Genomic DNA, 12,904 nt, shown 5'->3' on the forward strand with positions numbered 1-12,904 from the left:
GCTCGAATCAAGGCACCACTGGCGGCTCGGAAGTCGGCACGGTTGGGCGGGGCCGCTGTCACCGGGAACCTTTCAGGAGGTGGTGGACGGGGATCGGACGTCGACCCAGGCGGGCCGACGTCCGATCGCTCGTGATGATCAGGCGGCGCTGATGCAGGTCGACTTCTCGCACGTGTGCCCGCAGCCGTCATCCGTCATGTTGATCAGATGCGCCGGGTCCACCACCTCGACCAGCGTGATGTCGAGGTCGAACTCCGAGCCCGCCGCGCCCGCCGCAGCGGGAACGGTCACCGTGGTCGGCGACCACTCCATCTGAACCGTCACAGATCCTCCTTCATGGGTTACACGCTCCGAGTCCCGCGCGTCGAGGCCGACGTGGTGCATCAAGCACCCCACCAGCACGCCCATAAACGGGAATCCACATCGAAGTGGAGGGCGGCTCAACCACCGCGCATCCCCAGCGGCGCGTTCTGGTGAAGGGCGCTTCCAGGTACCCGGGCTGCGCCGGAAGCGGAAACTCGCCCGGACCGCAGCGACCCCAGTCAACTCTCGGTGATCAACGACAACCAGAGCGGAGACGGGGCGGCGATGAGGCGGCAATGAGGCGTCACTACCTCTGACCTGCACAAATACCTCTTCGGGGACGGTAGTCCGAACGGGTGCAGCTCGCCGAGCGGGTGATCAGTCTTGACCGCTAGCTGGTTATCGTGGCAGCGGACTGATCGAGGCGGGGTGGTGTTCATGGGCGACCGGCGATATGCCTTCGCCGCGCGGCGCGAGCTGATGGGCCATACCCAGGAAAGCCTTGCGACAGCCGTCGGGGTTGAGTTCTCCACCGTTGGCCGCTGGGAACGCGGCGACCTGACTCCGCAGCCGTACCGAAGGCCACGTATCGCGAAGGCACTGGGAATCAGCCTCGAAGAGCTGGGTACGTTGCTCACGACGACCGCGGCACCGACGCGAGTAGCGAATGCTGCCCCACACGATGGAGGAACATCCGACACGCAGCTCGTCGCGCACGATGGTGCTCGAGCCCGTTCCGAAGCAGCAGTGCCACGAGCGGGTGGCAGGCTGGCCGGAAGGGAGGCCGTCCCTGCCCAGCCCGACCTCGCGGAGACAGACGACATGAACCGTCGCGACCTACTGCGCTTGTTCACCATGACGGGTGCCGTACTGGCGTTGCCTGCGGTCGAACCGGTTGTCCACGACGCGGACAGGCTTGCTGCGGTGGCTCGAACCGGCGCGGTGGATTCTGCGGCAGCGGCCGAATTCGCCCAGCTCAACAGCCACTTGTGGCGGGTCTACACACTCGCGCCCGCCAAGGGCCAGGTACTCCCCCTCGTCCGCGCACAGCTCGATGTCCTGTCCACGGGCCTGCGACGCCCGCAGACCTCGGCCATCCGGCAGCGACTCTGCGAGTTGTCCGCCGACCTGTTCCAGTTGGCGGGTGAGATCTTCTTCGACGGTGACCGCTACACCGACGCGGCTCACTGCTACACCCTGGCCGCGACAGCGGGCAAGGAAGCCAACGCGCCGGACCTTTGGTCGTGCGCGCTGACCCGGCACGCCTTTATCTCCGTATATGAGCGTCAGTTCGCTGAGGCGGCACCGCTGCTCGAACTGGCCGCCAACCTGGCCCTCCGAGGCAATCCCACCCTCTCGACCCGGCAATGGATCGCCGCCGTGCAGGCAGAGACCTTCGCAGGACTGGGTGACCTGGACGCCTGCCAGCGCGCACTTGACACAGCTGCCGAGGTGCAGCACCTGCAGGGCCCGGTCCATAACGGTGGATGGCTCCGATTCGACGGCTCACGCCTGGCGGAGGAACGCGGCACCTGTTACGTCAACCTAGGCCGCTACGACCTCGCGGAGGCCGCTCTAACCGATGCGCTGGCCAGCAACCTGACCGCTCGCCGGAAGGCCGGTGTGCTTACAGACCTGGCAATGATCGGAGTGCATCGGCGCGATCCCGGCCAGGTTGTCACCTACGCCGACGCTGCCCTGGCCACCGCTCGCCAGACCGGCTCTGGGGTCATCGGGCGCAAGCTGCGCGGCCTACAACCGCACCTAGCACCTTTGCTCACCGATCAGCAGATCCAGCGACTCGACGCTGAGATCACCGACCTCGTCGGCAACCGCGCCGCATGATGGAGGACAACAGGATGCAGAACGACCGTGGCCGCGTGTTCCGCGAGGCGTGGATCGCCGGAGTCACCAAGCATTACCTCGGCGAGCCCAAGCCCGGCTACATCGCTCCGTGGGAGGAGACCCCGGACTGGGAACGCGACGCCGCGACCGCCGTGTACGACCAAGTCCTCGCCTTCATCAAGGCCACCGACGGCGCTACCGCCAAGCTCACCTCGGACCAGAAAGGCCGCTTCGTCGCGCTGTGCTGGATCGGCCAGATCTACAAGCACTTCCCCGACCCGAAGCCGTCCTACGTCGCGGACTGGAACGACCTGCCCGATTGGCAGAAGGCCACGGACATCGACATCTTTGAACGCATCGAACAGGACGCCTGACCATGTGACGGCATCGGCAGACATGCGGCGTGGTTACTCGCCAGGCAGGCTGGTGTCTGAATCAGGCAAGCGAGGTGAGCGGCGTGGGCGACAAATGCGAGGCGTTCGCGGCTCGCGACTGGCTACCTTGCACATGGCGATCGGGGATCCGCGTGAAGCCGTCCTTCTCGGACGGCAAGCCGTCGACGACGCCGCGATGTTGCACTCACGACGGATGGACGAGGAACTCGCCAAGCTGGTGCGGGCGTGCCAACAACATCGTGCGATACCCGAAGTGGCCGAATTCTCGGAACTCGTGGAGTCCGGTGCAACCGATGTCTGATGTGGACACGGGCCTGGTCGTGTCTGGAGATCCGCGTGACGTGCTGACGGTAGCGGCCAGGAAAGCCGGTGTGCCTACCGCAGAAGCGACCTTGATCCGTGACGGCACGAACGTCATCTACGAGATGGCTGGTGGTGTCGTGGCTCGTGTGGGCCCTCCAGGCTCGCAGCTAGTCGCCGCCCGTCAAATCCAGACGTCGCGATGGCTGGCTGACGTCGGGATCGCCGTCGTACGTGCCGTCGACGACATCGACCAGCCCACGGTTGTTGGAACTCGACCCGTGACGTGGTGGGTACAGCTGCCTGATCACCGCCACGCCACGCCGGCCGAACTGGGCGCGGTCCTGGGCCGCCTGCACGCGCTGGCCGTGCCGGAATCGCCTTCGTTCCCCGTTGTCGACCCTTTCGAAGGGCTGCGCGAATCAATCGACGGCGGTACCTCCTTGTCGGAGGATGACCGAGCCTGGCTTCGAGATCTTGCAAAGCGGCTGCATGATGAGTACTCGGCGCTGGTTCCGAGCCTGTCGCGGTGCGTCATCCACGGCGATGCGTGGCAGGGCAACGTCGTTGTCCCTACGGCGGGTGGCACCCCCGTGTTGTTGGATCTCGACCATGTCGGGCTCGGACTTCGCGAGTGGGACCTGGTCTCGTTGGCGGTCGACTACACCGACTTCGTCCGGCTCACGGACTCGGATTACCAGGCTTTCGTGGACGCCTACGGCGGTTATGACATGACCGCGTGGTCTGGTTACCGCACCCTGGCGACGATCAGAGAACTACGTTGGACAGCCTTCGTCCTTGGTAAAGCCAAGACCAGCACGGAAGCAGCCCAACAAGTACGACACCGGGTGGCGTGCCTGCGTGGCGAAATCGAGCGGCCTTGGTCGTGGTCGGCGTTTTGAGTCGACGGCCGCTGACTTACTCGTACATCGAACATCTGAGGTGGTAGACGTTGGACCGGCGAGAGCGGCTGGCTAGGCGTCGTGAAGCGCTGGGGTTCACCCAGGAGTCGCTCGCCCGTGAGATTGGCGTCGAGCTGTCCACGGTCGGTCGGTGGGAACGAGCGACGCAGGATCCTCAACCGTGGATGCGTCCCAAGATCGCGAAGGCACTGAAGGTATCGGCCGACGAACTCGCTGCTCTCCTGTCCGGAGAGGCGTTGCGGTCTGCCAATCAGGTTGACGCGAGCAACGCACTTGGTCCTGAGATCGCCGAACATGTCCATCGGAGTCAGGAGGAGTGGCTTCGGGTCCGTCGCGCTGTGGGCGCACGAGGGCGGGAACTGGCGGAACTGGCCGCATGGCTGTACCCGGTCAGCCAACGGGCACCCGGCGGCCATGTTTTGACCGGTCCCGGCTGGCTGCTGGACACGCCCGTGGAGTTGGACTCGGTGCGGCTGAAGTTCTCCGAGGCCGCGCGTCCGGTGTCGAAACTCAAGCCGGTGGACCACGTTTTGCCGCTCACCGCTCGCGGCGAGCGCTATGCCGGCTACAGCCGGGCCGTGCGGGACCTCGTACGGCCTCGGCTGCTGGAGAACCGACTTAGCTACCGGCTGCTGGAGGTGTCCCAGCGCGATGGACTGGAGCTGACGTTCGGGACCACCACGTTCTTCGACGTCTTCGACATCAAGGAGTGCCTCGCTCACGAGTTCAAGGCCGCCTGGCTGGCATCGGGTGGGTCTGTCCCAGACTGGAGCGCACTGCCGCTGCGCTCGACGATCGGCGACCCGTTCGACCCCGCCCGAATGTTGATGTCACCCGGCATCAGCACTCTGACGATCCGCAAGGACCGGCGGGGCGAGCACCGGTTCATGATGCACCAGCGCGACGGCCGCGCCGTCGCCGACGGTGGCGGCATGTGCACCGTCATGCCCTCCGGAGAATTTCAGCCCTCATCGCTCGCCGCGGTCGACGTTCACAACGACTTCTCCCTGTGGCGCAACATCATGCGGGAGTACTCCGAGGAATTTCTCGGCAACCCCGAACATGATGGGGCCGGGGCCGGCTCCATCGACTATGCGGAGCAGGAGCCGTTCCGTTCCTTCGAGCAGGCTCGTGCAGACGGCCGATTTCGGCTCTGGCACTACGGCTTGGTCATGGACGCACTCACCCTTGGCGCAAGCCAACGTACGGTTGCCGTGTTGGACGCCGAGATCTTCGATCGCTTGTTCACGGAGCTGGTGGCAACCAACGACGAAGGCCATGTTGTCGGTGAGGGCGGTCGAACCGATATGCCCTTCACCAGCGAGGCGATTGACCGACTTGAGCCGCGTCTGTCGGCCAGCTCTTTGACCTTGCTGCGACTGGCGTGGCGTGATCGACGCCTCCTGCTTGGCTGAGGAGCGTGCGCATTTCGGCGCGGCAGGTTCGGTGAGCGGCAGCCATTTAGCTGATCAATCGAGGTTGTCGTGCTCGGGCAAGGGCCGCGCGCGCTGCTGTCAGGCCGGTGTCAGTGAGTTTGTAGAACCGACGCTTGGGGCGCCGCGCCGTGTGTGGATCAATCTCCTCCCACCGGTCCTCGACCCAACCGAGGCTTACCAGGCGAGCCAGGATCGGGTAAGCGGTGCCGGGCATCATGCCAGCCGATTCGGCGATCTCCAGGCCGTACCGCTCCACGTCCGGATCGGATACCAGCAGCCGCAGCACTGCCTGGACGTGGACGGTCACCCTCAGCCGGGCGGTCATGGGTCCACCCGAACCAAGCCCCTTGCGAAGTCAGCGACCTTCGCCGCGAAGCAGCAGCGGGTTCCGGTGATGTATTGCTCAAGGGGCGTTGACATGCTGATGCTCCGAAAGGCGGCCGACTATCAAGCCAGCTGAGGTCCGCGAGTCAGAGGGTGACCGCGGCGGGCAGGCGTCCGAGGACGGGAAGCGGGACGAAGTTCTCGGCGTGGTCGACGCCGATGCGCGCGCCCCACAGCCGGGCGAGGTTCTCGGCCATCGGCCCGAAGTGTTCGGCGATGGGCTGTGAGGCGTGTGCGGCCAGGGCGCGTTGTTTGGTCGCCCAGGTGGTGGTGATGTCGACGGTGGTGTGGGCGGGAACAGGGCCGTCGAGGGTGAGGCTGTTGTAGGTGTCGGTGGTGTAGACCCGGCGAGGACATCCGGTGGTGATGACGACCTCGGGAAGTGCCTCCAGCACGGCTTCGGCGATGCGTCGGTGGTCGGGATGCACGTCGCGAAGCGGGTGGGTGAAGACGACCTCGGGGCGGGTGTCCAGCAGCAGTTCGCGTACGGCCGCCGCGGTGGGCTCGTTGATCTGGTGGAGCCCGGCGCCGAGTATGGCGGCCCCTGCGGCGGCCTCGCTGGCGCGGGGCTCGGGGTGGCGTGGGACGGCGATGGTGACGTCGGCTCCGGCGGCGGCGCAGAGGGCAAGCGTGCCGCCTGCCCAGAGTTCGGCGTCGTCGGGATGCGCCATCACGGTCAACACCGAGCCAGGCGGGATGAACGCGGTCGCGGTTACCGGAATCACCACAGCCCGAGCTTGTCGATGACCTCGGCTGGCGTGGGCAGCGCCCGGCTGCTTCGGCCGGTAGCTAGCAGGGGCAGGTCGAGATCAGTGCGCATCCTGATCAGGTCGCGCCAGCTGAGGACCTGGTCCCAGGCTTCGGCGACGGCCTTGCCCTTGGTGCCGGTGAGCCGTCCGGCGTCGGCGAGCTGGTCGAGGGTGAGGCCGCCGACCAGGAGCTTGGCGGCGGTGCCCGTCCCGACGCCACGTACACCAGGGATGTTGTCGGCCGGGTCGCCGGTGAGGGCCCGGAAGTCCGCCCACTGGGTCGGCTGGACCTGGTAGCGGTCGAACACGGTGTCGGGTTCGATGTGGCGACGGCCTCGCTTCATGGCGGTGTTGAGCACCCGGACGTGGTCATCGATGAGCTGGTAGAAGTCGCGGTCACCGGACATGATCCACACCCGACGTTCGGGGTCGTCGCGGCGGACGTGGGTGACGAGGGTGGCGATCACGTCGTCGGCTTCGGCCGTGTCGATCTCGATCCAGGCCAGCTCGTAGGCGGTCAGCGCTTCCTGGACGTGCGGGATGGCGCGGATGGGTTTGAGCGCGGCTTCATCGAGGACGCGGTTGGCCTTGTAGTCGCTGTCGGTGGCTTGGCGTTCGGCAGCGCCGTGCTGGCCGTCGAACACCACGATCACCTCGGGCGGCTCGGCGAACTCCTCGCGAATGGCTACGCGCAGTAGTGCGAAGAAGGCGAACTCGGCAGTCAGGTCACGGGTCTTGTCGCGAGAGTGGATCGCGGCGGGGAAGCCGAAGGCTCCGCGCCAGAGCAGATTATGGCCGTCGACCAGCAGAAGTGGGACATCGGTCATCACCGCACCGCCTTGAGGAAGTCATGGGCGACTGTGGTGGGCAGATAGTCCCGCGAGCGGTAGTACGCAGCCCGTGATAGCGCTGCGTAGCGTAGCGGATCGTCGAGGAGGACTTCGGCGGCACCCCACAGCCCGAACTCGCCGTGGGCGCGGGGCACCACGATTCCGCCCGCTCCTTCGCCGGTGCCGATGAGGGCGGGCAGGTTGTCCACGTCGAAGGCGACGACAGGGGTGCCGACGCTCATGGCCTCCAGGGCGACGAGGCCGAAGGTCTCCTTGGTCGAGGGCACGATGACTACGGCGGCGTTGGCGAGCCACGGATGGATCTGGTCCCAGGGCAGGCCGTCGTCGCAGACGCTGCCCATGAGCAAGTGGGCGGCGGAGTGGGCGCAGCGGCGGTACTCGGCAGCCTGTGCGCCAGCGGCGTGCTCGAACCCGGCTTCGGCGAGGACGACCTCGATGCCGCGGTCGACGAGGCGGCCGGCGTCGAGCAGGGCGCGGACGTTCTTCTCCGGCCCGAGCCGGGCCAGTACCCGCACCGGTCCGTCCTGCCTCAGCGCCTCGCGCTGGCGGGTGTCGGGCGCGTTGTGTTCGTCGAGCAGGGCGTTGGGCACGGTTCGCCAGCAGGTGCTGTCGTAGCCCCGGTCCTGGGCTTGTCCGAGGACCGTGGTCGACGGCGCGACCACGACGTCGGCGCGTTCCAGGGCGGGCACGAGGTCTTGGTCGTGGCCGACGACGTGCATCGCGAGCACCGTGCGCATCCCGTTGCAAGCTGGGGCAAGGCGTCCCAGTCCCCACAAGGCATCGACGTAGACAGCGATGTCTACGCGGTGGCGGCGGTAGAGGGCGCGCAGGTCGGCGGCAATGATCTCGTCCTGGCCGTGGGTGCTGATTGCCTCGCGCAGTTCATCGTCGTCGGCGGGGAAGGTGACCCCGACTGAGCCGAGCACCACCAGGTTCCCGTCCATCTCCTCATTGGTGGCCTGATCGGGCTCGATGGCGGTGATGATCAGGGCGCGGTGTCCGAGCTGGCGCAGGCCGTGGGCGAGGGCGGCGATGGCGCGTTCCATCCCGGCAGGGGCGTCGTGGGTGTAGGAGGCCAGGACGAACGCGACGGTCAGCGGTTTGCTGGCATCAGGCATGGCTGGTCACCCGCTGCGGGATGGGCATTTCGGTGGTCAGCTGGTCGGGGCGCTTCTCCCAGGGAAAGCTGACCCAGTCCGACACGGTCCAAACCGAGTAGTCCGGGAACGTCTCCGCCCCGGTGTTCAGGCACAACGTCGCGGTGATCACGTTGGCGTCCGGGGAGAGGACCGGGGTGAGGACGTTGCGGAGTTTGTGCAGGGTGGCGCCGCTGCCGCAGATGTCGTCGACCACGAGGATGGTCCCGTCGAGCTTGCGGTGGCCGAGGCTGCGGCGGAAGGCGTCGAAGTCGACGGTGACCCTGCCGGTGGCCTGCCGGTAGAGGCCGTCGTCGGCGTTGTGCCGGGCCTGGACGCTCCTGGGTTTCACGCCGAGTCGGCCGGCGAGGATGCGGGCGGGGGCGACGCCGCCGTTGGCGATGCCGATGACGTAGTCGACCTTCGGGTGGTCGCGGCTGATGGCGGTGAACAGCAGCAGGCAGGCGTCGCTCAGGGCCTCCGGGGTGACCCGCCAGATGCGCTGGTGCTCGAACACGCGCTGTGCGGTGCGGGTCATGCCGAACCGTCCCGTCCGGTCACGGCCAGGCTGACCGGCCCGGTCAGGGGGCGCAGGGCGGCGATGGCGGTGGTGTCCGGGGCGTTGCGCCAGACCTGTCCGTCGGCGCGCACGACCGTGAACCCGGCGGCGTCGGCGCGGTTGCGCAACCGCACCGGGACCGGGGCCGTGCCGAGCGCGGCGACCAGGTGGCGGGCGTCTTCGTCGGGCACCTGTTCGGCGGTGGCGAGTGGGGCGCCTTCGCCGAAGGGCAGGTACTGCAGGACGGTTACCCCGTGGACGCCGAGCCGGTCGGCCAGCTCGACCAGCACAGGTAGCCCGGCAGCGGTAGAGCGCATAAGCACGGTCTGGATCTGAGTCGGGATGCCGTAAGCGAGCGCAGCGCGGATGCCGGAGACGGCCTTGGCGAAGCTGCCCTCGCCGCGCCACCGGTCGTGACTCTCGGGGTCGGGGCCGTCGAGGCTGACCCGGATCGCGTCGACCCGGCGGGCGAGGGCTTCGGCACGGCGGGGCAGGTGGGTGCCGTTGGTGGTGACGCTGACCGCACAGCCGCCGTCGACCAGCACGTCGAGCAGGGTGGGCAGGTCGCGGATGAGCAGCGGTTCGCCGCCGGAGACGTCCACGCCGAGCACACCGGAAGAGGCGATCCGGGCGGCGACCTCGGCGCGCTCGCCGCGGCCGAGCTCCGGGACAGATTTGTCGTCAAGGCACTGCGGGCAGGCCAGGTTGCAGCGCACGATGGGCGACCAGCACACGCTGACCGGCATCACGTCGCCCAGCTCACCGGGGTGGACTTCCGGTAGCGAGGTGATGCCCTCGTGGGTCAGGGCGGTGCGTCCGGTGAGGATCGGCTGGCCGGTTCGGTGGGTCAGGCCGGTGAGCGGGTCGTAGACGACACCGGTCCCGCCGCGCGTGCCGGAGCCGACCATCCGGCGCGCCGAGGCGCGGCCGGTGGTCGTGGTTGTCGTGGTCGTGGTTGTCGTGGTCATGGGCGTCCCTCGCAGTGGGTGAGCAGCTCGGACATGGATGCGGTGAAGGCGTGGGTGCGGCCTCGCGGCACGGGCAGCTCCAGCAAGTCGCGGTAGCGGGCCAGCGTGTGCGGCCAGCCGGCGAGCTTGTGCTGCCACTGTTCGGCGGCATCGGGTGGGTCGAGGTGGAACCCGACGGCCTGGCGCAGAGGGATGACCAGGAGCCCGGCGGCGATCAGGCACGCGCCGAGGTAGGTGTCCTCCATGCCCCATCCCAGGCGGCCGAAGTCCGGGTCGAAGCCGCCGACGTCCAGCACGGCGGCGCGCGGTACGGCGACCAGGGCGGTGACGACCATGCGGGGCAGGTCCCAGTCGTAGTAGGACTGGCCGTACCCGAGGTCGATGAAGTCATGGGTGTCATCGAGCGGACGGCCGTCGAGCGGTTCGGGCAGCGTGATCCCGCTGTAGGGCAGGGTGGTGTTCGGCGGTGGCCGCCACACGACCCGGTGGTCGGCAGCGAGGTTCGGGATGCGGCCCAGGATCGCCGGGTCCTGCGAGTGCACCTCGTAGCGAAGGTTGTGGCGGAAGCCGACCAGCACGCTGGTGTCGGTGGCGCGGGTGGCGACGTCGGTGATCACGTGCGGTGGGATCACCATGTCGCCGTCGAGGTAGAGCACGGTCTGCCCTGTGGCGAGGGCGGTGCCGACGTTGCGGGCGGTGGCCGCGCCCATCCGCTGCGGCAGCCGCACCAGTCGGTCGACCACCCGGTGCCGAGCGGCGACGTGGGCGGTGTCGTCGGTGCTGGCGTCGTCGACGACGATGACCTCGAACTCGTGCTTGTGGTGTTGGGCGTCCAGGGCGTCGAGGGCAGTGGGCAGGCTGTAGCCGACCTGGCGTGCGGGGATGACTACCGAGACGGTGCGTGCGGATGCCAGCCAGCAGGCCGACGAGGTGGGCTGGTGCCAGTCGATCCCGTCGGCGAGGGCCTCCCAGGCATGGGTGCTGGAGCTGTGGTTGTTGCCGTGCCGCAGCAACTCCTCCCGCAGCGGCAGTAGGCCGGGGGCGAACTCGGAAGTGGTCACAGCCAGCCCCACCCGGACAACACGGCGCTCGTCCCAGTCCAGTCGAGGGGGTTGGGCAGCACCGTCAAGGTCAGCGGCGGCGCGTGGTCGAACAGGCACTCGGCGGCGGTCAGGTACAGCGGCTCCATCACCACCAGCACGTGCCGCAACGCCTCGTCCCGCAGGTCGGTGGTCAGGCGTTCGGATACGCGAGCCTGGAGCGCTTGCGCTTCGCCGCGGGTGCGGAGCTTGCGGTCGTAGGTGCCCACGAGGTCGCCGGGGTGCAGCAGGCCGTGTGCGCCGGACAGGATGCGCAGCCGTGCCCGATGCGCGGGTGAGACGTGGTCGCGCAGACGGGGCGTGAGCGCGCCCTGGTACAGCTCCAGGGCCGGGACCGGGGTCGTGGTGACCAGCTTCTCCCGGCTGCAGGAGACGATGATCAGTCCCTGCTCGGGCTCGAGCCTGCTGGTGGGAGTCATGGCTGGCGCACCACCCGCATCCCGATGCCCGGCGAGGCCAGCTCGGCGGGCGCGGCGTTGAGGAAGGTGGTGCGCGCGTACAGCGCGGGCGAGGCGTAGGAGCCGCCGCGCAGCGTGACGCCGCCGCCCATCGTGGCGCGGGCGGTCCACTCCCAGACGTTGCCCGCCACGTCCAGCAGCCCCTCCGGGGTCGCCCCGTCGGGGTGGGCGTCGACCGGGCAGGTGGTGCCGAGGCCGCAGTCGCGCAGGTTCGCCAACTCGGGCGTCCAGTCCTGGTCGCCCCACGGCCAGCGTCGCCGGGCGGTTCCGCCCGCCATCCACTCCCACTCCGCCGAGGTCGGCAGCCGCCCACTCAGGGCGCGGGCGATCTCGGTGGCCTCGGCATGGGTCATCCCGGTGACCGGGTGCAGCCTGCTGTCAACACCGCGCTCACCGCGCAGTTGGGCACAGGTAATAGGGGTGCGCGTCCACAGCAGCGTGCCGACCTCGACCGGCCGGGCATCGTCGCCGAACCGGCAGGTCCCTCCGGGTACCTCGACCCACTCGATCTTCATGGTGGTCAGCCCCCGATCAGGAACAGGTCTTCGACGTTGGCGCGCGCCCGCACGCGGCTTTTGGATTCGTTGGGGCGCAACCCGAATCGGGCGAGGGCCTCGGCGATGACGGTGAAGGCGGCGTGGGCCTCGGTGTCGTCGGCGGCGAAGGCGGCGTAGTTGTCGGCGAACCGCACCACCCGCAGCCCGCCCAGCAAGGCGTCGGAACGGGACAGGCGCAGGTTGATCAGTAGCGGCGCGAGCCCGGAACCCGGCGCGATCGGGTACGGCATCGCGGCCAGCGCGGTGCGCACCCGGTCGAGGAAGTTGCCGTCGTGGACGTGCTGGGCGCACCAGTCGACGACCTGCTGGACCGTGGCGTCCTCGGACACCGAGGCCACGTCGACGTCGGCGACCGCGCGCAAGCCGGCCGCGACGTGAGCCGCGGCGTGGCGCAGTGCGGTGATGCGGTTGCGGCGAGGCCGGTAGCCGGACACCCAGTCGGCCAGCACCTGCGTCTCCAGGATCGGCTCGATCGCATTGCGCAGCGCGCGGTGCACCAGCCGGTCGATCATCGTGGGCACGCACACCGTTATCGGCTTGCCGGTGTAGGTCGGGAACGGCACCTCTCGTACCGGGCCCGGCCGCCAGGTGCCCTTGGCCAACTGCTCGGCCAGCCGGGGCAGCAGTTCGGTTGAACGCTGCCGCAACTCCCCGAGCGTCATCCGGTCCGCACCAGGGGCAGAGGTGCGCCGTCCGCACTGCCGCAACGCGGTCCGCAGGTGCTTCTCGTCCAGCAACGACATCAGCGAGTGTGCCTGCAGGACAGGGGTTGGTGGCACGGCACGCGGGTGCGCTAGGGTCGGCTCCGCTTGAGCGGCAGGCACGCTCCCTTGATCACCGAGAACAGGCTCGCAACCCAACACGCGCGAGCTGTGAACGAGGGAAAGACGGCCCCGTTCAAGCCCAGGGTGTGCGGGCTTCGCGTCCACGATTCTCACGC

The 12,904-nt window shown here is 68.4% G+C and carries 16 protein-coding genes; 5 read left to right on the top strand and 11 right to left on the bottom strand.

Features of this window, described 5'->3' with window-relative positions; translation table 11 throughout:
• Nucleotides 1-138: 138 nt before the first annotated feature.
• Nucleotides 139-324, bottom strand: a complete 186-nt coding sequence (locus LFM09_RS43950) for an FxLD family lanthipeptide (RefSeq protein WP_414102572.1) — start codon at nt 322-324, stop codon at nt 139-141.
• A gap of 417 nt (nt 325-741) precedes the next feature.
• On the opposite strand from LFM09_RS43950, the gene LFM09_RS43955 reads away from it, so the two are divergent.
• From LFM09_RS43955 to LFM09_RS43975, 5 genes are all read left to right on the top strand, one after another.
• The gene (locus LFM09_RS43955) at nt 742-2,148 is read left to right on the top strand and encodes a helix-turn-helix domain-containing protein (RefSeq protein WP_414102573.1); all 1,407 of its coding nucleotides are present in this window, start codon (nt 742-744) and stop codon (nt 2,146-2,148) included.
• A gap of 14 nt (nt 2,149-2,162) precedes the next feature.
• The gene (locus LFM09_RS43960; RefSeq protein ID WP_414102574.1) at nt 2,163-2,522 is read left to right on the top strand and encodes a hypothetical protein; all 360 of its coding nucleotides are present in this window, start codon (nt 2,163-2,165) and stop codon (nt 2,520-2,522) included.
• A 133-nt stretch (nt 2,523-2,655) separates the two neighbouring features.
• Complete coding sequence (locus LFM09_RS43965) at nt 2,656-2,844, top strand: hypothetical protein (protein WP_414102575.1); 189 nt, start codon at nt 2,656-2,658, stop codon at nt 2,842-2,844.
• Between the two features lies 1 nt (nt 2,845).
• A complete protein-coding gene (locus LFM09_RS43970) occupies nt 2,846-3,745 on the top strand; it encodes a phosphotransferase enzyme family protein (protein WP_414102576.1) in 900 nt (299 codons plus the stop codon).
• A 50-nt stretch (nt 3,746-3,795) separates the two neighbouring features.
• Nucleotides 3,796-5,181 carry a helix-turn-helix transcriptional regulator gene (locus LFM09_RS43975; RefSeq protein ID WP_414102577.1) on the top strand — a complete coding sequence of 462 codons (1,386 nt, stop codon included), beginning with the start codon at nt 3,796-3,798 and terminating at the stop codon, nt 5,179-5,181.
• 46 nt (nt 5,182-5,227) lie between these two features.
• Here LFM09_RS43975 and LFM09_RS43980 read toward each other — a convergent pair whose 3' ends face one another.
• The 10 genes from LFM09_RS43980 to LFM09_RS44025 form a co-directional block, all read right to left on the bottom strand.
• Nucleotides 5,228-5,527, bottom strand: a complete 300-nt coding sequence (locus LFM09_RS43980) for a PadR family transcriptional regulator (RefSeq protein WP_414102578.1) — start codon at nt 5,525-5,527, stop codon at nt 5,228-5,230.
• A 145-nt stretch (nt 5,528-5,672) separates the two neighbouring features.
• Nucleotides 5,673-6,314 carry a PIG-L deacetylase family protein gene (locus LFM09_RS43985; RefSeq protein ID WP_414102579.1) on the bottom strand — a complete coding sequence of 214 codons (642 nt, stop codon included), beginning with the start codon at nt 6,312-6,314 and terminating at the stop codon, nt 5,673-5,675.
• On the bottom strand, nt 6,308-7,162 hold the full coding sequence (locus tag LFM09_RS43990; protein WP_414102580.1) for a 5'-3' exonuclease: 855 nt from the start codon (nt 7,160-7,162) through the stop codon (nt 6,308-6,310). Before LFM09_RS43990 ends, LFM09_RS43985 begins: the two co-directional genes overlap by 7 nt.
• Nucleotides 7,162-8,304: a glycosyltransferase family 4 protein gene (locus LFM09_RS43995; protein WP_414102581.1), complete on the bottom strand. Its 1,143-nt coding sequence runs from the start codon at nt 8,302-8,304 to the stop codon at nt 7,162-7,164. Before LFM09_RS43995 ends, LFM09_RS43990 begins: the two co-directional genes overlap by 1 nt.
• Nucleotides 8,297-8,860: a phosphoribosyltransferase gene (locus LFM09_RS44000; protein WP_414102582.1), complete on the bottom strand. Its 564-nt coding sequence runs from the start codon at nt 8,858-8,860 to the stop codon at nt 8,297-8,299. The genes LFM09_RS43995 and LFM09_RS44000 overlap by 8 nt, the downstream gene beginning before the upstream one ends.
• Entirely contained in the window at nt 8,857-9,849 is a 993-nt protein-coding gene (locus LFM09_RS44005) for a radical SAM protein (protein ID WP_414102583.1), read from the bottom strand. Before LFM09_RS44005 ends, LFM09_RS44000 begins: the two co-directional genes overlap by 4 nt.
• Nucleotides 9,846-10,910 carry a glycosyltransferase family 2 protein gene (locus tag LFM09_RS44010; protein WP_414102584.1) on the bottom strand — a complete coding sequence of 355 codons (1,065 nt, stop codon included), beginning with the start codon at nt 10,908-10,910 and terminating at the stop codon, nt 9,846-9,848. The genes LFM09_RS44005 and LFM09_RS44010 overlap by 4 nt, the downstream gene beginning before the upstream one ends.
• A complete protein-coding gene (locus tag LFM09_RS44015; protein WP_414102585.1) occupies nt 10,907-11,368 on the bottom strand; it encodes a DUF6884 domain-containing protein in 462 nt (153 codons plus the stop codon). The genes LFM09_RS44010 and LFM09_RS44015 overlap by 4 nt, the downstream gene beginning before the upstream one ends.
• Nucleotides 11,365-11,922 (bottom strand): formylglycine-generating enzyme family protein, encoded by a 558-nt coding sequence (locus LFM09_RS44020; RefSeq protein ID WP_414102586.1) that lies wholly within the window; start codon nt 11,920-11,922, stop codon nt 11,365-11,367. The genes LFM09_RS44015 and LFM09_RS44020 overlap by 4 nt, the downstream gene beginning before the upstream one ends.
• A 5-nt stretch (nt 11,923-11,927) precedes the next feature.
• Nucleotides 11,928-12,743 carry a reverse transcriptase domain-containing protein gene (locus LFM09_RS44025; protein ID WP_414102587.1) on the bottom strand — a complete coding sequence of 272 codons (816 nt, stop codon included), beginning with the start codon at nt 12,741-12,743 and terminating at the stop codon, nt 11,928-11,930.
• Nucleotides 12,744-12,904: the final 161 nt, after the last annotated feature.

Source organism: Lentzea alba (assembly GCF_047445655.1).
Classification (GTDB): domain Bacteria; phylum Actinomycetota; class Actinomycetes; order Mycobacteriales; family Pseudonocardiaceae; genus Lentzea; species Lentzea alba_A.